This is a genomic window from Streptomyces sp. NBC_01446 (genome assembly GCF_026340095.1).
Lineage (GTDB): Bacteria > Actinomycetota > Actinomycetes > Streptomycetales > Streptomycetaceae > Streptomyces > Streptomyces aureus.
On sequence record NZ_JAPEPO010000001.1, the window covers coordinates 541,343 to 564,119 of the forward strand.

Genomic DNA, 22,777 nt, shown 5'->3' on the forward strand with positions numbered 1-22,777 from the left:
GCAGATAGACCTGTCATGAGGTGCATTTCATGGCCCAATTCATGGGTCAATTGGCCGCGTTCACGGGCTGGCGGTGCTCACCGGGCGCTTCGCCCTCGCCGGTCGACACCGGCGTGTACGTGGCCGCACTCCCCTGCCGGATCACCGCGGCGATGGGCCGGTTCCACGGCCAGGAGCGGAGACGATGCGGCCGCTCGTCAGCCGTACGCCCGGCATCGTCAGCACGACGTCGGCCGCTCGTCAGCCGTACGCCCAACATCGTCAGCACGACGATCGAGAGCGCCGACGGCCGGAGCCGGACGGGCGAGTTCCAGGTCGACCGGCCTCCCGGGCGGGCGGCCCGCGCGGCTCGGGGTGATCCTGGTGGCATGGGTGGTACCGGTGGCGTTCCCGGGGTCCGGCTGCCCGCCGCCTACCGGGCAGCGGCCCGCCGCTCCGTGCGGGTCACGGTGGCCGCCGGCGCCGGGTTCTACCTGTTCCTGTACGGCTTCGGCTCGGTCGACGCAGCGACCTACGCGCTGTTCGCCGCGGTGGCGCTCGCGGGACTCTCGCACATCCCCGGGACAGGCCGGCAGCGTGCCGCGCTGGTGGCGCGGCTGCTGCCGGTCTGCCTGCTGCTGATCACCGTCGGCACCTACCTGTCGGTGCGGACCTGGACCGCGACGGTGGGGATGCTGGTGGTCGGCTTCGCGCTGGCCTTCTCCGCGGTGGGCGGCCCGCGCCTGGCGGGAGCCGCGCCGGGGCTCCAGCTGATGTACATCCTGCCGTCGTTCCCGCCCTACGACCCCGGCTCGCTCGGCGGCCGGCTGGCCGGAGCCTCGGTGGGCATCGTGTTCCTCGTGCTCGCGGAGGCGTTCCTGCTGCCGGATCCTCCCACCGTCCCCTACCGGGAGCTGGCCGCGCGGGCCGCCGACAGCGCCCGGCGGTGTGCCGAGGAGCTGACCGGGCCGCCGTACGCGATCACCGCCCCGACGGCGCAAGAGGCCCGGGCCGCCAGTACCGCGCTGCGGTCCTCGCAGGTGCCGGAGGCCGAGCGGCCGGCCGGGCCGAGCGTGCGGGACCGGGGCCTGGCCCACACCGGCCTGGCCACCCGCACCCTGCTGGCGCGGCTGACCGCTCCCCCGCAGCCGAATCCCGGGCCGGCCGAGTCCGAGGTCGGGCTGGTCGTACTGCGCGCGGTGCGGGACACGGCCCGCGAGACGGCCGACCGCCTGCGGGGCCGGGATCCCGCCGCCGGGGACGCGCACGCCGAGCTGCTGCGGGCCCGTACCGCCCTGGCCGCCGGCCCGGACGCGGACGCCTCGCCGGCCGCGCTGCGCTGGCACGCGGCGGTGCTGGAACTCGCGGACGCCGCGCTGGCGATGTCCACGGCGGCGGCCATCGCCGTACGCGGCCGGGCGGGCGCGGCCCAGGCGGCCCCGGGCCGGTTCTGGTACGCGCGGATGCGCGCGCCGCAGCTGTGGTGGCGGCGGATGGCGGGGCACGCGGGCGCCCGGTCGGTGTTCTTCCAGAACGCGGTGCGGATCAGCCTGGCCCTCGCCGCGGCCCGGGTGATCGCGGGGGTGGACACGCTGCCGCACGGCTTCTGGGTGCTGCTGGCGACCTTGACTCTGACCCGGACCACCGTGCGGGAGACGCGGTCGACGGTACGAATGGCGCTGACCGGGACCCTGGTCGGCGCGCTGATCGTGGCCGGGCTGTTCACGCTGGTCGGGACCGGAATCGCCGTGTACGCGACGGTGCTGCCGCCGCTGATGCTGATCGCGTTCACGCTGGGGCCGGTCAAGGGCGTGGGCTGGGCCCAGGCGCTGTTCACACTGGTGGTCGCCCTGGCGTTCGCACAGCTGGCGCCCGCGACCTGGCAGCTTGCCGAGTTCAGGCTGCTGGACGTACTGACCGGCAGCGCGATCGGCGCTGTCTTCGGGCTGCTCGCCTGGCCGCGGGGTGCCCAGGACGAACTGCGGCGGTCGATGGCGGTACTGCTGCGCGGTGCGGCGGAGAACGTGGTGGCGACCACCGCCCAGCTCGCCGCCGGCGGAGTAAGGGCACCGGTGACCACCGCGCCGGGCCACCGCTCGCTGAAGCACTCGCTGGTCATGGCGGAGGCGGCGTACGCGCAGTTCCACAGCGAGCCGAAGGGCCTGGCCGCCGCCCACCCCAGGCAGGATCCGCGGGGCTCGACACGCCCCCGTGAACCCGCCGACCAGGACGGCCCCCAGGACTGGCAGGCGACCCTGATGGCCGCCCACCACACCCTGTGGGGAGCCGACCGGCTGCTGGTGCCGCCCGAGCGGATCGTCGTACCGCCCCTGGAGCTGGAGCCGACGGCGGCCGTGTCCCGCCTCGGGGACCGGGTGGCCGGGCGGATGCTGCTGGTGTCGGCACGGCTCGACCCGAGCGGCGACACCCCCCAGAACCCGGTGCCGCTGCGGAACCCCGACTTCGACGGTTTCGCGGTGGAGCCGCCGGGCGCGCCGCGGGTGTACTACGCGGCCGTCTCGTGGCTGGACGCGCTGATGACGGACCTGGAGCGGATCACCGGCGAGGCCGCACCCCCGTCCACCGGCCCCTGACGAGCTCGTGCAGAGTTGGCGGTGGCACGTCGAAACCCTGATCGCCGACCATGGCACGTCCGGCGTCCTCGACGAGCGCTGGGCCCTCTTCCGCCAAGGACTCCCGGCCGGGGTGGCGCCCGCAACCCGTCTGGTTTCAACCTCGCCAACCGGCGTGGCCAGGTCGCGGCGACGGGGATCCCTCTCGGCCGGATCGGCACCGCCGAGGAGATCGCCACGGCAGGCGCCTTCCTGCCTCCGACGACGCCTCCTACATCACCGGCGCCCACCTGGCAGTCGACGGCGGGTCCCTCGCCTGACACGGTCACACCAGCCCCGAGACCGGCGAGCGGCGCCGCGTCCTGGACACCGACGCAGCACGGTGGCCGCCCGCCGGGCCGAACCGCGCCCCCCGAGCGTGCAGCCGTGAGCCGAAGGCGCCGAGTGATCAGGCGCGGGCTTCGGCAGGGCGCTCTATAGCGATCATGGCGGCGTCGTCGTTCAGCTGTCCGCCGACGTAGTGCAGCAGGTCACGGCGGAGACGGTCGAGGAAGGCGTCGGGATCGTTCTCGCTCCAGCCTGTGATGCGCTCGGCGAGCGGGTAGAAGGTGCCGGTGGAGTCACGGGCCTCGGTGACGCCGTCCGTGTACAGCAGCAGAAGGTCACCCGGCTCGAACGGGAAGCTGTCGACGCGGTAGCGCGGATGCGACAGTTCACCGAGGCCCAAGGGGGGTGCGGGACGGCTGGCGTCCATGGTCGTCGGCCGGCCGTCACGGAGAACGATCGGCGACGGGTGACCGCAGGAGATCATCTGGACCCGGCCGCCGTGGTCAGGGATGTCCAGGACGGTGGCGGTGATGAAGGTTTCTCCGAAGCGGCTCGTCTCACCCGGCTCCATCAGGTCCCAGCACACGCTCCGGTCGAGGTAGGACACCAGCTCGCCCAGGCTCGCCTGGCGGTGGGCCGCGCCGCGGAACGCTCCGAGCAGCAGCGCTGCGTCATTGACCGCGGTCAGCCCCTTCCCCCGCACGTCGCCGATCATCAGCCGCGTACCGGAGGTCGTACGTGCCGCCGCGAACAGATCACCGCCGATCCGGGCCTCGGCCTCCGCGGCGAGATAGAGGGAGGCGGCCCGCAGCGGTCCGAGCTGCCTGGGCAGCGAAGGCAACACCACACGCTGGGCGGTCTCGGACACGTACCGCACCTGCATCAGCTCTTTCGCCCGGCGGTCCCGCACCACGCAGAAGATGACGAGGCAAATTCCCACCAGGATCAGGGCGATGATCTGTGCCTGGTGGTTGGACGAGAGCAACGTGTCGGAATCGCGCAGCAGCCCGATGGCCGTCTGCGCGATCACCGCCAGTGCCGCCACCAGTCCCACCGTCCGGGGACCGCCGAACGACGGGGTGATTGCCGGGGCTGCGACGAGCAGCGGCCCCAGATGGATGTCGGGCGGCGCGAGAACGTCGATCACGGACACCGCTGCGATCCACGCGACCGGGATGGCGACCAGCGCCCGGCTCGCACGCTCCGGCCGGCGAAGCCCTTCAGATCGCTGCGCCATGACTCTTCTCTACACCGCGCCCGCCCCGCTCGCATCAGCAGAATGGGCGGAGCGATCACGTGCCAGTCGCTCTGCGGAGGCAGGCTGACACGCACACGCGCCCGAGGTCATCCCCATCGGCGACAACACCGGCAAACATGCGGCGTGACCAGCATGGATGGGGTTTCCGACAAGCGCAGTGGTGAGCATAGATGCTGGTTTCATCGCCGTCATTGCCGTGCGGACGCGTCTGGAAGCCGTTGTTGCAGTGGCCTACGGCCTGCGGGCGTCCCACGCGGCGAGGATCATGTCGTGCTTCTCCTTGTCCAAACCGACAGGAGTCTTGCCCTGCAGGTACTTGGGTCGCGGATAGCAGCCCTCGCTGAGCCCTCGCCAAGTGTCCGCGACGGTCTCGGCGACCGGGCGGCAGCGCAGACCTGCGGCCAAGGCCTGGGCCGAAGAAGAGGCCCAAATACCGGCCATCTCGGGAATGTCAGGGGCCCACAGTGGTACCTCGGTCCACGGGGCCACGCTCTGAGCCTGGAGGAACTGCTCGTCCGCCCAGACGAGTTCGGTCCCGGCACCGGTGGCGTCGACACAGGCACCCAGCAGTTCACCCATGGTGGTGTTCTCGCGGACACCGGTGGTCAGATACCGGCCGGTGCCGCCCTCGGCGAGCCGGTCGAGCATGAAGTCGGCGATGTCACGCGCGTCGATCAGCTGCACCGCGCGGTCCGGGGACCCCGGAGCCAGCACACGGCCACCCCTCGCGATGGTCTCCAACCACCACGGGAGGCGCCCGACGTTCTCTCCGGGACCGACAATGATTCCGGGATTGACGATCAGAGCACGTCCGGGAAAGCCCTCCTCGACCGCCCGCTCGCATCCAGCCTTGAGCGCGTTGTAGGGCACGTCGTCCGGCGAGGCGTCCGAAGCGCAGGCATGGCGAGGCAAGGACTCGTCCACCCCCTTGGCGGGCCAGTCCGAGTAGGCATGGAACGACGAGACGAAGGCATACGTTTCCGCGTGACCGGCCAGTACCCGGACCGAACGCTGCACGATCCGGGGCTCGAACCCGCAGGTGTCGATCACACAGTCCCAGGTCCGCCCCTCCGCCAACGCCTGCAAGGCCGCTTCGCTCTCCCGATCGCCCTGGACCGCCTCCGCGCCCGAAGGCGTCGGGCCCGCCTGCCCGCGGTTGAACAACGTCACCTCGTGACCACGTCGCAGCGCCTCGTCAACGAGCGCACGGCCCAGGAAGACGGTTCCACCGATAAAAAGGATCTTCATGACCGCAAGGCTTTCACCATGCAACGAACTTGCCTAGCAAGGGTGTGAGCGGTCTCAGCTTGCGGCCCTGGGCAGGTCGTGTCCGCGGTCGGAGGGTGACCGGTAGTGATCCACGGCATCCGCGTGACTGGTCCGGCCGACCAGAGGGCACCCGATCAGTGAGCGCGGAGGTGCTGAGATGAGTGCCCGAGAGAAAGCCAAGGCAAAGGCCGAACAAGTTGTCGGAAAGACCGTACGAAAGGCGGCCTACGCGGTGCACAAGGACACCCTCGCTGCAAAGGGTGCCGCCCTCGAAGCGCGGGGCAAGATGCGGGGCGCGAAGGAGGGGACCAAGGACAGCTTCAAGCGCTGACAATCTCGTGACATTGAGTCACCGTAATCGCGTGGCACCCGGGTGCGTCCAGAGAAGTGGTGTAGAGGTTCGACCTACGCTCTCGTCCATCCGAACCGTCAGGCTTACGCGGCGCGACTTTCTGCTGCGGCCATGGTCTGGGGCGATGGACGAAACTGCCGCCTGCCGGATGAGGAGCGTTCCGCGCTAGGGCATGAGTGCGTCCCGCAGCTGGTCGGGCGTGACGGTGAGCGACTGCTCGGCCCAGATGACCTTGTCCAGGGCCGTGTACCTGGTCCCCCACCGCTTGGCCAGCTGAGCGACCAGGAACAGCCCCCGGCCGCCCTCGTCCGTCGTGGCGGCGTACCGCAGGTGCGGTGAGGTGCTGCTGTGATCGGAGACCTCGCAGACCAGGCCCCCGTCGCGCAGCATGCGGACGCGGACCGGCGGTCTGCCGTGGCGAATCGCGTTGGTGATCAGCTCGCTGAGGATCAGCTCGGTGGTGAAGGCGAGGCGCTCCAGCCCCCAGTCCGAGAGCTGTCCGACGCACTCGGACCGGATCCGCGAGACGGCGGATGGATCGCTGGGAACCTCCCACTCGGCGACCTGGTCGGGCGCGAACAGGCGCGTGCGCCCGATGAGAAGGGCGACGTCGTCCCTCGGCCGCGGTGGAACCAGCGCACGAAAGACCGCGTCACACATGCCTTCCGGAGAGTCGCCGGTCGCGTCCCGCAAAGTGGCGCGCAGGGAGGCGAGTCCCTCCTCTACGTCGCGCTCGCGGTTGTAGATGAGCCCGTTGGTGTAGAGGACGAGCCCGGTTCCGGCCTCCAACTGCAGCTCCACCGCCTCGAACGGCAGACCGTTCACGCCGAGGGGCGGCCCCGCGGGCAGTTCGGCGAAGTCCACGTCGCCGTCGGGCCGTACGAGAGCGGGTGCGGGGTGGCCCGCCCGTGCCATGGTGCAGCGCCCGGAGACCGGATCGTAGATCGCGTAGAGGCAGGTGGCTCCGGTGATTTCTGTGGCCTGCTCGTCGTTGGCGCCTGGCTGGTCGAGGCTGGTGACGAGGTCGTCGAGGCGAGCGATCAGCTCGTCGGGTGCCAGGTCGAGGGTGGAGAAGTTGTGGACCGCGGTCCGCAGGCGGCCCATGGTGGCCGCCGCGTGCAGCCCGTGGCCGACGACGTCACCGACGACAAGCGCGACCCGGAACCCCGGGAGCGGGATGACGTCGAACCAGTCCCCGCCTACTCCCTGCCATACCGGGCTGTAGCGGGAGGCCGCGTCCAGGGCGCTTTGTTCGGGCAGGCCGCGTGGCAGCAGGCTGCGCTGGAGCGCCTCGGCCATCGTGTGTTCGCGGGTGTAGCGGCGGGCGTTGTCCACGGAGATTCCGGCGCGGGCGACCAGCTCCTCGGCGAAGGAGAGGTCGTCGTCCCCGAACGGCTCGGAGGATCCAGCGCGCCAGAAGTTGACGATGCCGAGGTTGAGGCCGCGTGCACGCAGGGGTGCGGAAAGCAGCGAGTGGATGCCGTAGGCGAGGACGCTGTCGGAATTTGCCGGGTCGCGTTCCCGCCAGGCGCGGGCCTGGCGCAGATCGGCGGCGAGGGCGGGATGGCCGGTCTCCAGGCCCATGCCTTCGGGTGTGGTCGGCAGGAAGCTGACCACCGATCCCATCGGGTAGAGGGGCGCATCGTCCCGGACGCCGCTCACGGCGGCGCGGCGGAGCGCCGGGCCCCCGGGCGTCCCCGTGTCCGGGGACGGCTCGTCGCCGTGCAGTACGGGGTCGGCCAGTTCGACGGTGACGAAATCCGCGAAGCGGGGGACGGCCACGTCCGCCAGCTCCTGCACGGTCCGCTTCATGTCCAGCGTGGTGCCGACCCGCCCGCCGGCGTCGTACAGGAGCTGCAGGCGGGCCCGTGCGCGGTCGGCTTCCTCGTACATGCGCGTCATCTCGGCCGGGCCCAGGCCGTGCGTCTGGCGGTGCAGCCGGCGCCGGACCAGTACGGCGCCGCCCATGCCCAGGCAGAGTGCGGCCGCCGCGCCACCGAACACGACCGGCAGCTGGCCGATCACCCCCTGGTTCACCCGCGCGACGGTGATGCCCACCGAGACGTATCCGGCGATCTGGCCGCCCGGGCCGCGGACGGGCGCGGTGGTGTCCATGATGTGGGCCAGAGGGTTGGTGAAGCTGCTGGTGTACGGGCCGTTCCGGGCTCGCTGGTACGGGCTGTAGATGTGCTTGCCGATGAGGCCCGGGATGGGCGAGGTGTAACGGATCCCGTGCGGGTTGGTGATCACGACATAGTCGAAGCCCGCGCTCTTGCGGGTCCGTTCGGCGATGGGCTGCAGCGTCGCCGTCGGATCGGGGCCGGCGAGGGCCTTCGCCATTCCTGGAGATCCCGCCAGCGCGATGGCCGCGGTACGGGTGCGGTGCCCGGCGTCGGTCGTGCTGTAGGACCGGGCCTGCAGGACGAGCGCCGACAGTGCCGCGGCGATCAGGAGCACCACGACAGCGACCTGCCACAGGAACACCTGCCCCGCGATGCTGCGCCCCCGCAGTCGTGAGCGCACGAACGCTAGCGGACGGCGCCACGCCGGTCCGTCCGTCCGTGCGGGCCGTTCTTGTACGTCCATGGCTGGTCGCTTTCCACGCTGCCACACGGCCGGACGACACGCATGCCACGCATGCCTCGGATGGTACGGATGGCACCACGCACGCGGCCGGAGCAGCGGGTCAGACCACGCACACGGCCGATGAAGCGGGTCACCGTCGCGGCCGACGTTGGCTGTCGCGCGTCGCTGCTCCTGCAGTGGTTCGCTGCGCGAGTGCGGCTGCCGAGGTCGTGTAGGACGCCGCAATCCGGCTGAACCCCGCGCGCGACTATTTCGGCTCTTCCTGAAGGACCTGATCTCGAAGGACCTGAGCTCGTCAGCCTGCCTGCACCGTCAGACGGCGCGATTGCTGGCAAAGGTTGCCGGCAAAGGCTGATCAGTGACAGCAAAGGCTGAGTGGCGCGGGCCATCGGGGCGCTCGTCGACTGTCGGGCGGGAGGGACAGGAGCGCTATGCCCTTATTGTGCGGATATTCTGGGAAGTGTGATCGACTCTGGACGGCTGCGGCTCCGTCGGCGCTACCGCCGGGGGAGGCTCGTGCGGCTGTCGCCGGTCATCCTGACCGTCGTCATCGCCAGCCTGGCCTACACCACTCCGCCGCAATTGGCCTTCAGCCGCCTCCTGCCCGCGGCGCCGGCCCTGGCCGCCGCCATGTGGCCGGTCCTTCCCACCGTCCTGCTCGGGACGGTCTGCCTCTTTCTGATGATCGGCCTCAGCCTCGTCTTCCCCGATCTGGGAACGTGGTGGACGGCCGCGGGGATCATCGCGGTCACCGTGGCCGCCGCGTACGGAAGCCATGCCCGGCTCCAGCGGGAGCGCACCCTCCTCCAGGTACGGCTCGTCGCCGACGTGGCGCAACAGGTGGTGCTGAGCCCTATGCCACGCCGCTTCGGGAACGTCGAGATCGAGTCGCTGTACCTCGCGGCCGCGGCGGAGGCCCGCATCGGCGGGGACTTCTACGAGGTCGTCGACACGCCATACGGGGTCAGGCTGCTCATCGGGGACGTGCGGGGCAAGGGCCTGCCGGCAGTGGGGGCGGCCGCGGCGATCGTCAACGCTTTCCGGGAGGCGGCCTACGCGGAGACCGACATGGTCGACGTCGCCCGCAGGCTGGACGCCAGCTGTACCCGTTACAACGCCGCCTTTCCCCCCGACGGGACGATGGAGCGCTTCGCCACCGCCCTTCTGGCCGAGATCCCGCACGAGGGCAGACGTATCGACATCCTCAACTGCGGACACCCCCCGCCACTGCTCCTGAACCACAAGAACCTCCGGGTCCTCGAATCTGCCGCCCCCTCGCCACTGCTCAACCTCGCGGAGCTGATCGGCGATCACTACACCATCGACACCTTCGACTTCGCGCCCGGCGACCTGCTGCTCCTCTACACGGACGGGATCGCCGAGGCCCGCGCCCGCGACGGCGAGTTCTTCCCGCTTACAGCTTGGATGCGCCGACAGCCCCCGACACCGCCACGCGAACTGCTCACTGCTCTTCACCGCGATCTCATCGGCCACAGCAAAGGACGCCTTGACGACGACATCGCCGCCCTCGCCGTACGCCTGGGTAAGCCCTGAGGTACGAAGGCCGAGCCAGTGGCCCGCGCCGCTCAACCTCGATGGCACGCACTCAAGATTCAGCGTGCTCTTGCGAGGAACCCCGGGGGGACCCCCGGGAGGAATCGCATCCGGTGATGGCCATTCGGAGCATCATCGCGGCAACGGGCGCGTAGCGCCCGCAAAAAGACCGGGCCGGAGTGCCCGGTGGGGAATGTGCGCCGTTCGGCGAATTTCGGCACCACCGGGGATCGGCTGGGCTGCGCATCCGGCAGCTTTATTGGCTTGGACGCGAGATGCAGTGCCGGCTGGTCTCGCCCTGCTGGGGTCGACGGAGGAGCATGGGAGATGAGCGACCAAGGGAGGCCCGCCATGAAGTCCGAAGCCTCGGATTACGACACCTGGCTGTACTCTCACACACCCTCCCAAGCTGAGGGCGAGCGCGACGACCTGGCTGAACGTGCATCCCAGCACCCGGACGTCCCCAGGACCGAGCCGTCCCAGGCGGAGGGCGAGCGCGTGGACGACATCAAGAAAACATGACCGCAGCAAGCCGTTCTGGGCTTTGCCGGGCCCGGCTCACTGCCGCTCGGTCCGGACGGCCGTCCCGAAGGCGTCGCCTGTCGCGGCGGCTTCGGCTGCGGTGCTCGTTCTTTCGCTGTTCGCCGGACTCCTAGGTGCATAGGCCCGCAGGTTTGGTCACACGGCTGATGAGGGCTTGGCGCCGAGTCTGGTGGCACGGCGATGGCATTCTGCGGCCGGTAGGGGTGTCCCGCCCGTCACCGGCGCACCCGCATGTGCGCGGTGCCGCGCGAGATGCCCGTCGCGGTGGCCGCATAAGCGACTGGGCGGGCGCAGAACACATCTGTGACGCGCAGCCATCTGCCGTGATCGGTGGGATGCGAAGACCTCCGTGTGGTGCGGTCAGCTGGAGGCGTCAGGGGTGAACGTGACGGGCAGCTTTTCAGGGCCGCGCAGACCGCCTGAGCGCCATCGCAGTTCGCTGGGCGGCACGGCCAGGCTGAGGTGAGGCAGGCGGCGCAGGGCGGTTTCCATGGCGATCTGGCCCTCGAGCCGGGCCAGCGGCGCCCCCAGGCAGTAGTGGATGCCGTGCCCGAAGGCGAGGTGCGCGTTGTCCTGCCGGGTGACGTCCAGGCGGTCGGGGTGCGGGAACTGCGCCGGGTCGCGGTCGGCGATGGCGGAGGCGACCAATACGGTCGCGCCGCGCGGGATCGCCACTCCCGCGATGGCGACGTCCTCGCGCGCGAACCGGGCGATGCCGGGGTTGACCGGTCCGTCGTAGCGCAGGAACTCCTCGATGGCACCGGGCAGCAGTTCCGGATCGTCGCGCAGTATCTGCAGCTGGTCGGGGTGGGCGAGCAGCGCGGCGATACCGCTGCCGATCAGGTTGACCGTGGTGATGTATCCGGCGACCAGCAGCAGGAAAGCCATGGCGATCAGCTCGTCCTCGTCCAGCTGGTGTTCCTCGTCCCGGGTGGCGATCAGCGCGCTGAGCAGGTCGTCACCGGGCCGGGCTCGCTTGTCCTGGAGGAGTCCGGTCAGATACGAGCGCATATGCCGCCACGCTCGGTCGATCCGGGCCGGGTCCGGCGGCTCGGCCCCTCGAAGGATCATGTCGTCGGTCCACCGGTGGAAGTCGTCCCGGTCGGCGACGGGCACCCCGAGCAGTTCGCTGATCACAGTGACGGGAAGGGGCAGCGCGAAGTCCTCGACGAGTTCGGCCTTGCCCGCGGGCACGATCGCGTCGAGCAACCCGTCGGTGATCTCCTGGACGCGTGGCCGCAGCTCGGCCACCCTGCGGGCGGTGAACGCCTTGGAGACCAGGCGGCGCAGGCGGGTGTGGTCGGGCGGGTCTGAGCGGAGCATGGTGCGCAGCATCGACTCGCGCTCCGTGGCGGGCAGCCGCTCCAGGAGCCGGGGGTCCGAGGCATCGCGGACGTCGCTGCTCAGCCGTGAGTCGGAGAGGGCTGCGAGGCAGTCTTCATAGCGTGTGACCAGCCATGCTTCGAGGCCACCGGCGAGGACGGCGCGCCGTACCGGGCCGTCCTCGCGCAGTTGCCGGTAGAGCGGGAAGGGATCCGCCATGAAGGCGGGATCGGCATAAGGCAAAAGGACCGGCTGCTGGCTCATCGGGCCTCCAGGGGGCGTCACGAACCCACACGGCAAAGTTGTCGTTTTTGAGGGTATATGCCCCATTGACTCGGGTCGTGGATGTCACCGAAGGGAAGGGCCGCGATGGAGCGGACAACGTGCTGCGTGGTGGGGGGCGGCCCCGCGGGAATGGTCCTCGGCCTGCTGCTGGCCCGCGCCGGCGTGGACGTCACCGTCCTGGAAAAACACGGGGACTTTCTGCGCGACTTCCGCGGCGACACAGTGCATCCCTCGACCCTGGCGCTACTGGACGATCTCGGTCTGGCCGAGCCCTTCGCCCGTCTGCACCAACGCCGGGTGACCACGGTCCAGCTGCCGCTCGGCACGGACGGTTCGCTGATCACCGTCTCGGACATCAGCGCGCTGCCGGGCCCGTACAACTACGTGGCTATGGTGCCGCAATGGGACCTGCTGAACCTCCTCGCCGACGAGGCCCGAAAAGAGCCGTCCTTCTCCGTGCGAATGAGCACCGAGGCGACGTCGTTCGTGGTGGAGCGCGGACGGATCACCGGGGTGCGGTACCGCACGTCCGACGGCCGAACCGGCGAACTGCGGGCCACCCTCACGGTGGCCTGCGACGGCCGGGGCTCGCTGGCCCGCTCGCGGCCCGAACTTCGGCTACGGCAGTTCACCTGCCCCATGGACGCCTGGTGGTTCCGGCTGCCACGGCGGGAAGGCGACCCGCACGGGCTCGTGGGAGGCGCCGGCGACCGGCTCCTCACCGCGATGATCGACCGTGGGGAGTACTGGCAGTGCGCCGCGCTGATCCCCAAGGGGACCGACGCCGAGCGCCGCGCCGCCGGTCTCGAGCGGTTCATGGCCGACTTCTCGGCCGCCGTGCCCTGGATCGCGAACCGGGCGCATGCGCTGCGGTCATGGGACGACGTGAAGATGCTCGACGTGCGGCTCGACCGTCTCCGGCGCTGGCACCGCCCGGGACTGCTGTGCATCGGCGACGCGGCGCACGCGATGTCACCTGTCTTCGGCATCGGCATCAACCTCGCCGTCGAGGACGCGGTGGCCGCCGCGCGGTATCTCGTCGAACCACTGAGCAGGGGTGTGGTCGGGCTGCGGGACGTACGCGGCGTCCAGCGGCGCCGGTGGCCGACCACGGCGGCGACGCAAGCACTACAGCGGTTTGCGCACGCGAGGGTCATCGCGCCCGTACTCGCGGGACGCCCGCCTTTCGGCAATGCCAGGCAGGCGGAGCGGATGAGCAACCTCCTCACCACCTCAGCGTGGCTCAAACGCGTGCCGGCCTACTTCATCGGCTACGGCGCCGTGCGCGAGCGTCCGCCCGCCGAGTCGGTGCGGTGAGCTGCGGCGCACGGCCAGCCAGGGCCTGTTCCAGAAGTGATCCTCTGAGGCGCTAGTGGGCATTGCACTCGGCGGCAGCGTGCCACCAGCCGGGCGGCGTCGGGCTGGTGATCTTGGCGGTCGGTTGGTCGGGGTGCAGCCAGAGCTGTCGTAGCGCATCGGGGTGCACCCGGACGTTGAACCAACCGTGCCAATGGCCGTCTGGGCCGATGCCGCAGGACAAGTCCACTCGGACTTCGTCCGGAGTAAAAGGCATCCAGTCGAAGCCACGGTCACGCAGTCAAGCGCGGGCGGCAGCCATCGGGGGGAGGCGGCCCAGGTTTTCGTAGGCCGCGATGGTGATCCAGTCGGTGCTCGGCGCATCCATGGCGACCATGATGCTGGGCAATCGTGCACGTCTCATAGCCATTCGTTGAGAGCGGCAATGAGGACCGTGGCCTCGTAGCGGACCGCGAGCTTGTCATAGCGAGTGGCCACCGCCCGGTGCCGCTTGCCATCAGAGGACTTTGAGCAGTTGTTCCGCCAAAACGGCTGCCGAAGCAGGGTTTTGTCCGGTGAAGAGAGTCCGGTCCACCACCGTGTAGGGCTGCCACATCTCACCCTTGGTGAAGTCGACACCCAGGTCGATGAGTTCGTCCTCCAGCAGCCAGCGGGCCTTCGGACCCAGCCCGACCGCGTTCTCTTCTTCGTTGGTGAAAGCGGTGACCCGGTAGCCGGCGAACGGCGATACGCCATGGATCCTGGTCGCCAGCATCGCGGCCGGTGCGTGGCAGACGATGGCAAGGGGTTTGCCGGAGGCGAGGGCCGCGGTCAGCAACCGGCCGGCGTCCGCGTCGATGCACAGGTCTTCCATGGGGCCGTGGCCGCCCGGGAAGTAGACGGCGTCGTAGTCCTCCAGGCGGGCGTCCGCCAAGTGGATCGGCCGCCGCATCACCTCTGCGGACCGGATGATCGCCTCCAGATCGAGAGCGGTCTGAGCGCTGCCTGCCATCTCGGGGCGCAGGCTCATCATGTCCACGGTCGGTACAACGCCGTTGGGGGTGGCGACCACCACCTGGTGGCCGGCCTCGGTGAGCGCCTTGTACGGGGCCGCGAACTCCTCGGCCCAGTAACCCGTCGCGTGCCTGGTGCCGTCCTTGAGCGTCCAGTACGCGGCTCCGGTCATCACGAAAAGCAGCTTCGCCATCGGATGATCTCCTCCTCGTCCGAGTCTGTTGCGGTTGGCACAGAGGGCGATCCAACGGCCCTTGCTGTGCCAGGGCTTGCCTCAACTTCCTTCGCTTGTACGCGTGGCGGCTCCCACCACCACGTCGTCGGTGCCGTCGACGACAAGTTCGGCAAGGCCTCGGTAGCGCGAACGCATGACGCAGGTTCCGGCGAGTGCAGCGAGGTCGTACTCGACGACTTCCACGTGCATGCCGACGGCCAGTGCCTGCTGCTGGGACATTCAGGCGCTGCCGAATCCGGGTTGGTGAAGACGACTTGAGGCAGCCGCATCTGTCCTGCGGTAGAAGAGAGCAGTTCGGCGGAGCCTTGCGCGTGCCGCGATCACCTCTCCGGAACGAGCAACCCCTCACCGGTTCGAGTCATCCGAACCGACGTCGAGTCGCCCGGTCTGCTCTCCCCCGAGGAAGCGCGCGTACCAGAACGGCCAGTTCAGATCACCGTGCCCGATCCCTTCCTCGTACCGCCCGTGTGCCTGTTCCGCACACGCGAGGGCCTGGGCCAGTTCGTCCGCCGAAGCGTGTGCCACGGACATCGGTTTCTCTCCCGTCAGCTGCCGGCCGGGGGCAGACACGGCGGCGTCACCGGCCCGGAAGCCGCTCGGTGATTTCCTGCAGCATCCAGCCGTTGCCGTCCGGGTCCGTGAACGAGGCGAACGACGCGTAACTGCGCCGCTCGGGATCCGGACCGGACACCCGGTCCTTGCTCCCTGCGTGGTGGAACACTCCGCCCGAGTCGTGGAAGACCTCACTTACCTCAACCCCGTTCCGCGCCAGCTCCGCTCGTGCCGCCTCGACGTCCGAGACCACGAGATAGAGGCCCTCGGCAGATCCAGGCACGGCCGAGCTGACCCCGTCGCCGAAGATCACCGAGCAGGGAGAACCCGGCGGTGTCAGTTGCACCACGCGGAAGCCGTCCCCGGCGGCGAAGTCGGCATCCAGCCGCCAACCCAGCGACGTGTAGAAGGCCTTTGAGCGGTCGACATCGGAGACCGGGATCACTACGACTTCGAGTTTCATGTCCATGGTGGAGCCCTCCTGCCCTTCCGGCAGTTGTGCACGTCGCCGGTCACCACGACTTTGCCGGTCACCACGACTTCCGCGCTCTGGCGCGCAGGGGGTCCGCCTGTGAAACACCTGGTGAGGGTTGTTTGAGCACCGCAGCAGTGTCGTTGCGGAAGCCCTGCCACGGGGTGGAGCAAGAGGCTGCACGTGCTCAACCGGGCCCGAGACAACTGCGGGTCGGCCGCCACCGGCGCACGGTTTCGCACCGGGTCGGCCGAGACGGCGCGCCGAAGAGACTCCTCCACGATACTGCTCCGCAAGAGCAGTGCCACTCTTGCCAAGAAGCAACGTCAGGCGTACCCGGCCCTGGGGTCCACGGTGGTCAGCGATCGGAACGGCAGGTCGATCCCGGTGTCCGGTGCCCCGTTGGCGCCGCTCCTGGCCGGTAGCTCCAGGAGCGTAGAAGAACCGCGTCCGCCCCCGTGCGCCTGATCCGGTGCGAGCGTCCCAAGATGACCGCGCCGCGCTCGCCTGGGACGGTGACCGGAGCTTGCAACGGGATGCGATCGACCGCCTGGTGCGCGACGGTGGATCCAGGTGGCTATCCCGTGGTGCTGCGGCGACACGAGCCGGATGGGCCCGGGACGGCGGGAGAGCGGTCGATGGTGGACATAGAACTCGAGGATCTGGAGATACAGGAGCACCCCGATCCCCTCACGACCCGATGGTCACGCACACCCCTCGTGCTCAAGCGTCTCTGATCAGCTAAGCGATCCTGAGTCGGATTGAGTTTCCGGGATCGCTTCCCATCGTGGTGGGGTGGCATGGGCGTGGAGATGGAATCCCGCGCCCAGTGCTGCCCCTCTCGGCCGGTGGCCAGTGGTGGGTGTGCTGGTCGTCGTCACGTCCTGGTGCCGGTGGGCCGCTCGGAGCAGCCGGGTCCGGTCCGTTGGCGCGTGTCCCTCCGGACGCTTGCCAGCAGGACCGCACGGGCGGGCTGCTGGGGAGGGTGCCCTGCGTCGCCTGGGCGCGGGGCGTGAGGTGTGGCGCCGGGTGGGTCCGGTCTTCGACCGGTCTTTCCGGCTGGACTCGGTGGTCGGGGTGACCACTGCTTTGGTTTCGAGCTTGTCGACTACCGTGCGGATCGCCATGGTTCCGCTGGATTTGTCGATGCCAGTCTTGGACTGGTGGGCCAGGCCGTGTGCTGCGATGCGGCGCCAGGCGCCCTGGTCGCGGTCTCCCTGCCAGCCACAGGACTGGCTGGGGCAGATGGCCCACTTCCAGCCCGCAGTGGTGGGCCGGTCGGGGGCTTTGCGGTGCCTGAGTGGGGTGAGGCACCGCGGGCAGTGTCTGGACGTGTTGCGGGCTGGGACAGTGACCACGGCGATGCCGGCCTCCGCGGCAAGGTGCCGCATGTGGTCGGCGATCTGCCCGCGGACGGCTTGGGAGAGGCGCGTGTTCATGGTGCGGCCCATGCCCTTGGCTTCCATCGAGCGCAGGTCTTCAACGTAGATCACGCTCGCCCCGGCGGCGGTGGCCTGGTCGACGGTCCACCGTGCGGCAGCCCACGCCAGGGCGTCGTTCAGGTTCGAGCGGCGTGCGGACACGAAGCGGATCTCGTCGCGCAGCGCCTGGTGCCTGTCGGCCAGCGGGTGCTGTTCGTTCTCGCCTATGAGCCGCTGGTAGTGGTCGGCCTTGGTGTGCAGGTGCTCGGACAGACGACGGAGCCGGTGCTGCTTGGCCAGCACTCCGGCGGTCCGGAACTGGGCGCCATGCCCGAGGGCGGTGATACGCCCATCGTCGTGGACACGGGCCGTACCAGCGGACAGGAGGGTGTTCAGGCCCCAGTCCACGCCGAGCGCGACCGTGTGCCCGGTGCGCCGAGCCTTGGGCACGGCGTGGGTGTAGGCCACATCAGCACGTACCTTCCCGCCCGCGATGCGCAGGGTGGGAAGGTGCAACACCGCCCAGGCGGGCACCGTCGGGGGCAGCGACATGGTGCACTCCACCCACGTCCAGTCCGCATACGCCTGCGGATCGGGTCGGGTGGGCAGCTGGATCCGCAGCAGAGCCCGCTGCGGATCGCTCTCGCCGCGTGAGACGACGGCCTGCTGCCCATCGCACGCCGACAGCAACAGCATCCGCGCCGCCCCAGGCGCGCCTTCGGCCTCGAACACATCAACTGGTAAACGACCGTTGGCCTGCCAGTACTTGGTGATCTGCCGGGTACGGCCCTTGATGATGCTGGACGGCAAGTGCCGGCCGCCTGGCACGGCATCGCGTACGGCGTCCCACTCTGCTGGAGTGCGCTTTTGCGGGGCGTCCGGCCAAGTCGCGATCACCCCGGCGGTCAGGTCAGCGCGCCACTTCGCCGAGCGCAGAGTGCGCCCGGCCTGCTCCTGGGCCATGCGTACGATCCGGTCGTTGACCTTCACGCCCTCGGCCGGAGCGACGGTCCAGCCGAGACGTCGCAAAGCCATCCACGCGTTCGACGGCAGCTTCCGGCCCCCAGCGTCCTCACCAGAAGCGAGAACATCAACATCGGTGGCGTTCCAGTGCTCGCCGAGCAGCGTGGAGACCAGGCCCGCCGCCAAGTCGGCACACCAGCCGATGCGTTCGGCCAGCACGGACTGGGACAGCAGTTCGCCGGTCTTCTCGTCCACGCCTGCGCGCACAAGGGCGCGGGCACACGCGGTGCGTGAGGTCTCACCGTCGGCGAGCGGCACCTTCCGGCTCATTGGCTATCACCGGCTTTGCACTGGCCGGACTCGGCCAGCAGGCGACGCCGGTTCTCAGCCGACCGCATCCCGTACAGACGCCCAGCTAACGTGGTGACCAGCGACACGAAGTCTTCGAGAAGTTCATCCCGGCCGCCGAGCTTCTTCGGATGCAGCACATCGAGGGTGGCGCCATGCACACCGAGCAGATGCTTGAGCCATCCGACACCAAACCGTGCAAGCCGATCCTCATGAGTGACACGCACGACCGTCACCGATCCGTCAGCGACGGCTCGCAGCAACCGGTTGAGGCCGGGACGGTCCTCCCGCAGGCCCGAGGCCCTGTCACGGAAAACCTTCACGATCTGGCCAGCGGAAGTGGCCCGCAGCTCGCCCTCCTGGGCTTCCAACGAAGATTCTTGTCCACTGGAGCCGGAGACACGCACATACAGCCCCTCCAGGCGAACACGCTCTCCGCCGGTCGAGACCTTCATCGCCTCGACATCGGTCGAGGAAAACCTACGCTCACGGCCAACCCAAGTCACAGGAATCTTCCCCGAGTCAGCCCAAAGACGAAGCGTCACGGGGTGAACTCCAAGACGCTTAGCGGCCTTTGAGAGTCGAAGAAGCTCCATGAAAACCACTCTACGATCACTGAGGATTTTTAATCAAATTAGTGAGCCTGGACCGGTCTACAACGGCTACTCGTGCCGGGGAGAACCTTCGATCGAAGAGCTGCGCTCCCAGCACTCTCCGTAGCAGCCACCGTCCGACTCGCACCGCGGCACCCGCTGAGTGGAGCATCCGCTATGGAATACCTCGTCACGATGACCACCCACGTCCCTGAGGGAACCGCGCAGGAGGAAGTCGACGACATCCGCGCTCGTGAGGCCGCGAACTCCCGCAGGCTCGCCGAGAACGGGCAGTTGCTCCGGTTGTGGCGCCCGCCCCTGCGGCCCGGCGAGTGGCGCACCCTCGGGCTGTTCGCCGCGTCGGACGCCGAGGGGCTGGAGGATGCCCTCGCTTCCATGCCGCTGCGCGTCTGGCGCAGTGACGAGGTCACACTCCTGACGCGGCACCCGAATGATCCGGGACCGGCCTCGACCGGCGGATCGGGCGCCGCCAGGGAGTTCCTGGTCACCTTCGGCCCGGCCGCGCGCGAGGGCGCCTCGTCCCAGGCGCCGGCGGACGCCACCGCGGCGGAGGCAGTCCGGGCGAAGGAACTGGCCGGGAAAGGGCACTTGGTGCGACTGTGGCAGACGCCCGGCGAGGGCCGTGCGCTCGGCCTGTGGCGCGCCCGGGACCTCGCCGAGATGCAGTCGATCCTGGATTCGCTGCCCTTGGCACCCTGGCTCTCGATGGAGACGACGCCGCTGAGCGAACACCCGAATGACCCGGGGGCAGGGCTGGTCAGGAGCTGATGACCCTCGTGTCGTGTCCGTTCGGCGTGCGGAAAGCAGCGACAGGCAGTTCTCCCACAGGGCTACCAGCTCGGTCGGTCGCACTCCGGCCGGGTCGTGTGCTCCGCGAAAGATCAGCGCAAGGCCGTGCCTGAGCCAGGCGCCTGCTGCCTTCCTCAACCGATGGTGACGACGCGCGCCCAGGACGGCGGGGAGTCCGGTACGTAGTCGGGGTCGTCCTCGCGCGTGGCGCGGGCGGGTCGCGGGAACAGGCCGACGACGGTGCGGCAGGGCGGCTGCCCGGAGGGCCATGGCGTCTGCCCGTCGGTCAGGGCGACGATCACGTCGGGGCGGGGCCGGGAGCGCAGCGCCCGGGCGAAACCGGAGCGCAGATCGGTTCCGCCGCCGCCGAGCAGCTCGAGGCTCTCGGCGCGGCAGAGCGGGACGGCGACGCCGGCCGCCGCGTCGCAGGAGATCACCGAGACCAGGTCGCGCCGCCCGCCGACGGCCCGCGAGATCGCCGCGACCTCGATGAGCGCGCCGCCCAGCTCGGCGTCGCTCACCGACCCGGAGGTGTCGATGACGACGCAGACGCGGGGCGGCGTTCGGCGAAGGCTCGGAAGCACCACTCCGGGGACGCTCGACGAGCGGCGGGACGGACGCCGGTAACTGTGGTTCTCCCCCACTCCCGGCGCACCCGCCGCCGAGCGGACCGCCGCGCCCAGCAACTGCCGCCACGGCTGCGGCGGTTGGAACGCATCGTCGGCCCACCGCCGCCACCCTTCCGGCGCGTCGCCGGGCCGGCCCTTGATGCCCTCCGCGACCCGGAAGCGCACTGCGTCTCGCTGCTGCCGGGTGAGTCCGTTCGCCCCGTCAGGCCCCAGCTCCCACGACCGGTCGTGCTCGTCGGCACCACTGCCGCAGTCCAGCCAGGCCAGTTCGGCGGCGAGGCCGGACATCGAGGCCGTCCGCAGGTACTCCTCCATCAGCAGACCGTCGGGCAGTCGCAACAGCGACGGCACGACCGCCCCGGAGGGCCGGGGCAGTCCGTCACCGTAGATGTCGTCGTTGATCTCGAAGTCGGCGGCGATGTTCCGACGCAGCCGCTCGCCCGGCCCGGACTCCTCGTGCTCCCGCGCATACCGCTCGCCGCGCCCGTGGTGGTCACGCAGCAGATGGGAGACCTCGTGCACCCAGACGCCCGCCAGTTCCTCCAGCGGTGTGCGGGCCACGAATCCGGGCGACACGTAGCAGCGCCAGTGCGCGTCGACCGCCATCGTCGGCACCGCACGGTCCTCCACCACGTGCAGCGCGAAGAGCGCGTCGGCCAGGTACGGGCGGACCTTCACCGCGTGCAGCCGTGCGGCGAGCAACTTCTCCCAGTCCAGGGGGAGTTTGCGGCGGTCGCCGGACCCTCCGTGGCGGTCCGGTCGCTCCGGCGGTGTCGCCCGCACCGGGCGCGGGGGCGCAGGCGGGGACATGGGGCGCGGCAGCGGGCGCGGTCCCGGGCGCTGCGCGGCAGCGGTCGCCGGTCGCGGGAGAGGGTGCGGTCCGGGGTGGGGCACGGCAGACGTCGCCGGTCGGGGAAGCGGGTGCGGTCCGGGGTGGTTCGCGGCTGCCGTCATCGGCGCGCCCCCGTCGCGCGGTGGGCGTCGGCCGCCGCCGCGACCCGTTCCACCGACCGGTCCGCAGTCCGGGCGAGTCCGACAACGCCGGCCAGCCGTTCCACCGCCTCCGGCACCTCCCAGTCGTCTCGTCGCAGCCCGGCCAGCGCCGTCGCCGGGGCGACCAGGAGGTCCGGCGCTCCGGTCTCCAGGGCCCTGACCAGCACGGCCCAGCCAGCCTCCCACCGGTGCCGCTCCGGCCGTGCCCCGACGGCGGCCACCACCGCCTCCAGCGCCGCCTGCCGCAGATCGCCCCGCTCCGGCAACACGGCGGCAGCCGGGTCGGCGAGCAGCGATTCCGGGTCCGGCAAGTCCATCCGGTCGAGGTGGGCGAGGAGTTCGAGCCCCGGCCCGTCCCCCACCGCGCCCCGCACCAGCAGCGCGAGGACGTCGCGGGAGACGGAGGCCGCCATGCCGAAGGCGAGCAGGGTCAGGGCGGCCTCCCAGCTCCGGGGCGAGGGCCACGCACCGCCGCGCCGCGTCTCGGAGGTCGGCAGCCGGTGGATCAGCGTCGGCCGGGCCTTCAGGAATCCGCAGACCGCGTGCCGGGCGAACGCCACCGCCTCTGCCAGCCGTTCCGGTGCGAGCCGGGGCAGCTCCGCCCGGGGCCAGACCCCGCCGAGGCCGCGTACCACCACGTCCCGGTCGTGCACCCAGTTCAGGTGCACGAAACGGTTGGCGAGCGGCGGGCTCAGCTCCCACCCGTCCGCTGCCGAGGCGCGCGGGTTGGCGGCGGCCACGATCCTGACGTCTGGGGGGAGTTGGAGCGCTCCGACCCGGCGTTCCAGGACTACGCGGAGCAGTGCGGCCTGGACGGCTGGGGTGGCGGTGGAGAGTTCGTCCAGGAAGAGCAGCCCCCGGCCGGCGCGTACGAGTTCGACGGCCCACTGCGGTGGCGCCATCGGCACGCCCTGCACGACCGGGTCGTCGCCGACGATGGGCAGCCCGGAGAAGTCGGACGGCTCGTGGACGCTGGCGATCACCGTCGTGAGCGGCAGGTCGAGCGAGGTGGCGAGCTGCGTCAGGGCCGCGGTCTTGCCGATGCCCGGCTCGCCCCAGAGCAGCACGGGCAGGTCTGCAGCGACGGCCAGGGTGAGCGCTTCGAGCTGTTCGTCGGGGCGCGGCTCGGTGGTGGTCGTCCGCAGGAGGGACAGCAGATGGCCGGCGAGGGCCAGGTCCGTATCAGTATCGGAGGTTGCGGTGGCGGGAGCGAGAGCGAAGGGGGGCAGGAGCGTGCTGGAAGTCATGGGCATCACCTGGGTGTGAGAGGGGAACGGAGCGTGCCGTTCTGAGGGCGTGAGGGCGTGAGGGCGTGAGGGCGTGAGGGCGTGAGGGCGTGAGGGGGTCAGGGCGTGAGGGGGTCAGGGCGTGAGGGGGTCAGGGCGTGAGGGGGTCAGGGCGT

Annotated in this window: 19 protein-coding genes; 6 read left to right on the plus strand and 13 right to left on the minus strand. The window is 70.2% G+C overall.

From position 1 onward, the window contains the following. Positions 1 to 29 precede the first annotated feature (29 nt). On the plus strand, positions 30 to 2,573 hold the full coding sequence (locus tag OG456_RS02440) for an FUSC family protein (protein WP_266556776.1): 2,544 nt from the start codon (positions 30 to 32) through the stop codon (positions 2,571 to 2,573). 427 nt (positions 2,574 to 3,000) lie between these two features. On the opposite strand, the gene OG456_RS02445 is transcribed toward OG456_RS02440, so the two are convergent. Then, positions 3,001 to 4,116: a PP2C family protein-serine/threonine phosphatase gene (locus tag OG456_RS02445; protein ID WP_266556778.1), complete on the minus strand. Its 1,116-nt coding sequence runs from the start codon at positions 4,114 to 4,116 to the stop codon at positions 3,001 to 3,003. A 252-nt stretch (positions 4,117 to 4,368) separates the two neighbouring features. Then, the gene (locus OG456_RS02450) at positions 4,369 to 5,385 is read right to left on the minus strand and encodes an NAD-dependent epimerase/dehydratase family protein (protein ID WP_266556780.1); all 1,017 of its coding nucleotides are present in this window, start codon (positions 5,383 to 5,385) and stop codon (positions 4,369 to 4,371) included. A gap of 178 nt (positions 5,386 to 5,563) precedes the next feature. Here OG456_RS02450 and OG456_RS02455 point away from each other — a divergent pair, with 178 nt between their 5' ends. After that, positions 5,564 to 5,737 (plus strand): hypothetical protein, encoded by a 174-nt coding sequence (locus tag OG456_RS02455; protein WP_266556782.1) that lies wholly within the window; start codon positions 5,564 to 5,566, stop codon positions 5,735 to 5,737. A 186-nt stretch (positions 5,738 to 5,923) separates the two neighbouring features. On the opposite strand, the gene OG456_RS02460 is transcribed toward OG456_RS02455, so the two are convergent. Then, on the minus strand, positions 5,924 to 8,344 hold the full coding sequence (locus OG456_RS02460) for a SpoIIE family protein phosphatase (RefSeq protein ID WP_323136277.1): 2,421 nt from the start codon (positions 8,342 to 8,344) through the stop codon (positions 5,924 to 5,926). Positions 8,345 to 8,806: 462 nt separating this feature from the next. On the opposite strand from OG456_RS02460, the gene OG456_RS02465 reads away from it, so the two are divergent. Together OG456_RS02465 and OG456_RS02470 are read left to right on the plus strand one after the other, a co-directional pair. Beyond that, positions 8,807 to 9,898: a PP2C family protein-serine/threonine phosphatase gene (locus OG456_RS02465; protein WP_266556786.1), complete on the plus strand. Its 1,092-nt coding sequence runs from the start codon at positions 8,807 to 8,809 to the stop codon at positions 9,896 to 9,898. A 351-nt stretch (positions 9,899 to 10,249) separates the two neighbouring features. Further along, positions 10,250 to 10,420 (plus strand): hypothetical protein, encoded by a 171-nt coding sequence (locus tag OG456_RS02470; protein ID WP_266556788.1) that lies wholly within the window; start codon positions 10,250 to 10,252, stop codon positions 10,418 to 10,420. A gap of 381 nt (positions 10,421 to 10,801) precedes the next feature. Here OG456_RS02470 and OG456_RS02475 read toward each other — a convergent pair whose 3' ends face one another. Further along, a complete protein-coding gene (locus OG456_RS02475; RefSeq protein ID WP_266556790.1) occupies positions 10,802 to 12,028 on the minus strand; it encodes a cytochrome P450 in 1,227 nt (408 codons plus the stop codon). 105 nt (positions 12,029 to 12,133) lie between these two features. Between OG456_RS02475 and OG456_RS02480 the strand changes: the two genes are divergently transcribed. Next, positions 12,134 to 13,366, plus strand: coding sequence for an FAD-dependent oxidoreductase (locus tag OG456_RS02480; RefSeq protein WP_266556792.1), 1,233 nt, complete (start codon positions 12,134 to 12,136; stop codon positions 13,364 to 13,366). Between the two features lie 52 nt (positions 13,367 to 13,418). Here OG456_RS02480 and OG456_RS02485 read toward each other — a convergent pair whose 3' ends face one another. The 7 genes from OG456_RS02485 to OG456_RS02515 all read right to left on the minus strand — a co-directional run bounded on the left by OG456_RS02485 (position 13,419) and on the right by OG456_RS02515 (position 18,946). Next, positions 13,419 to 13,622 carry a hypothetical protein gene (locus tag OG456_RS02485; protein WP_266556794.1) on the minus strand — a complete coding sequence of 68 codons (204 nt, stop codon included), beginning with the start codon at positions 13,620 to 13,622 and terminating at the stop codon, positions 13,419 to 13,421. Positions 13,623 to 13,862: 240 nt separating this feature from the next. Further along, on the minus strand, positions 13,863 to 14,552 hold the full coding sequence (locus OG456_RS02490) for a type 1 glutamine amidotransferase domain-containing protein (protein WP_266556796.1): 690 nt from the start codon (positions 14,550 to 14,552) through the stop codon (positions 13,863 to 13,865). Positions 14,553 to 14,633: 81 nt separating this feature from the next. Then, positions 14,634 to 14,813: a hypothetical protein gene (locus OG456_RS02495; RefSeq protein ID WP_266556798.1), complete on the minus strand. Its 180-nt coding sequence runs from the start codon at positions 14,811 to 14,813 to the stop codon at positions 14,634 to 14,636. A gap of 126 nt (positions 14,814 to 14,939) precedes the next feature. Further along, a complete protein-coding gene (locus tag OG456_RS02500) occupies positions 14,940 to 15,125 on the minus strand; it encodes a hypothetical protein (RefSeq protein ID WP_266556800.1) in 186 nt (61 codons plus the stop codon). 46 nt (positions 15,126 to 15,171) lie between these two features. Continuing rightward, positions 15,172 to 15,615 (minus strand): VOC family protein, encoded by a 444-nt coding sequence (locus OG456_RS02505; protein ID WP_266556802.1) that lies wholly within the window; start codon positions 15,613 to 15,615, stop codon positions 15,172 to 15,174. Positions 15,616 to 16,355: 740 nt separating this feature from the next. Beyond that, positions 16,356 to 18,332 carry a zinc ribbon domain-containing protein gene (locus tag OG456_RS02510; protein WP_266556804.1) on the minus strand — a complete coding sequence of 659 codons (1,977 nt, stop codon included), beginning with the start codon at positions 18,330 to 18,332 and terminating at the stop codon, positions 16,356 to 16,358. Next, positions 18,329 to 18,946, minus strand: a complete 618-nt coding sequence (locus tag OG456_RS02515) for an IS607 family transposase (RefSeq protein ID WP_266556806.1) — start codon at positions 18,944 to 18,946, stop codon at positions 18,329 to 18,331. Before OG456_RS02515 ends, OG456_RS02510 begins: the two co-directional genes overlap by 4 nt. A gap of 174 nt (positions 18,947 to 19,120) precedes the next feature. Between OG456_RS02515 and OG456_RS50375 the strand changes: the two genes are divergently transcribed. Then, on the plus strand, positions 19,121 to 19,732 hold the full coding sequence (locus OG456_RS50375; RefSeq protein WP_323136278.1) for a muconolactone Delta-isomerase family protein: 612 nt from the start codon (positions 19,121 to 19,123) through the stop codon (positions 19,730 to 19,732). 155 nt (positions 19,733 to 19,887) lie between these two features. Here the strand turns inward: OG456_RS50375 and OG456_RS02530 are convergent, their stop codons facing one another. After that, the gene (locus OG456_RS02530; RefSeq protein ID WP_266556808.1) at positions 19,888 to 21,192 is read right to left on the minus strand and encodes a VWA-like domain-containing protein; all 1,305 of its coding nucleotides are present in this window, start codon (positions 21,190 to 21,192) and stop codon (positions 19,888 to 19,890) included. Between the two features lie 140 nt (positions 21,193 to 21,332). Beyond that, a complete protein-coding gene (locus OG456_RS02535) occupies positions 21,333 to 22,622 on the minus strand; it encodes a MoxR family ATPase (protein ID WP_266556810.1) in 1,290 nt (429 codons plus the stop codon). Positions 22,623 to 22,777: the final 155 nt, after the last annotated feature.

Bases quoted from the DNA above. Each gene is read 5' to 3' on its own strand.
- OG456_RS02440 (WP_266556776.1), top strand. From the start codon at position 30: ATGGCCCAATTCATGGGTCAATTGGCCGCGTTCACGGGCTGGCGGTGC.
- OG456_RS02445 (WP_266556778.1), bottom strand. From the start codon at position 4,116: ATGGCGCAGCGATCTGAAGGGCTTCGCCGGCCGGAGCGTGCGAGCCGG.
- OG456_RS02450 (WP_266556780.1), bottom strand. From the start codon at position 5,385: ATGAAGATCCTTTTTATCGGTGGAACCGTCTTCCTGGGCCGTGCGCTC.
- OG456_RS02455 (WP_266556782.1), top strand. From the start codon at position 5,564: ATGAGTGCCCGAGAGAAAGCCAAGGCAAAGGCCGAACAAGTTGTCGGA.
- OG456_RS02460 (WP_323136277.1), bottom strand. From the start codon at position 8,344: ATGGACGTACAAGAACGGCCCGCACGGACGGACGGACCGGCGTGGCGC.
- OG456_RS02470 (WP_266556788.1), top strand. From the start codon at position 10,250: ATGAAGTCCGAAGCCTCGGATTACGACACCTGGCTGTACTCTCACACA.
- OG456_RS02475 (WP_266556790.1), bottom strand. From the start codon at position 12,028: ATGAGCCAGCAGCCGGTCCTTTTGCCTTATGCCGATCCCGCCTTCATG.
- OG456_RS02480 (WP_266556792.1), top strand. From the start codon at position 12,134: ATGGAGCGGACAACGTGCTGCGTGGTGGGGGGCGGCCCCGCGGGAATG.
- OG456_RS02485 (WP_266556794.1), bottom strand. From the start codon at position 13,622: ATGCCTTTTACTCCGGACGAAGTCCGAGTGGACTTGTCCTGCGGCATC.
- OG456_RS02490 (WP_266556796.1), bottom strand. From the start codon at position 14,552: ATGGCGAAGCTGCTTTTCGTGATGACCGGAGCCGCGTACTGGACGCTC.
- OG456_RS02495 (WP_266556798.1), bottom strand. From the start codon at position 14,813: ATGTCCCAGCAGCAGGCACTGGCCGTCGGCATGCACGTGGAAGTCGTC.
- OG456_RS02500 (WP_266556800.1), bottom strand. From the start codon at position 15,125: ATGTCCGTGGCACACGCTTCGGCGGACGAACTGGCCCAGGCCCTCGCG.
- OG456_RS02505 (WP_266556802.1), bottom strand. From the start codon at position 15,615: ATGGACATGAAACTCGAAGTCGTAGTGATCCCGGTCTCCGATGTCGAC.
- OG456_RS02510 (WP_266556804.1), bottom strand. From the start codon at position 18,332: ATGAGCCGGAAGGTGCCGCTCGCCGACGGTGAGACCTCACGCACCGCG.
- OG456_RS02515 (WP_266556806.1), bottom strand. From the start codon at position 18,946: ATGGAGCTTCTTCGACTCTCAAAGGCCGCTAAGCGTCTTGGAGTTCAC.
- OG456_RS50375 (WP_323136278.1), top strand. From the start codon at position 19,121: ATGGAATACCTCGTCACGATGACCACCCACGTCCCTGAGGGAACCGCG.
- OG456_RS02530 (WP_266556808.1), bottom strand. From the start codon at position 21,192: ATGTCCCCGCCTGCGCCCCCGCGCCCGGTGCGGGCGACACCGCCGGAG.
- OG456_RS02535 (WP_266556810.1), bottom strand. From the start codon at position 22,622: ATGACTTCCAGCACGCTCCTGCCCCCCTTCGCTCTCGCTCCCGCCACC.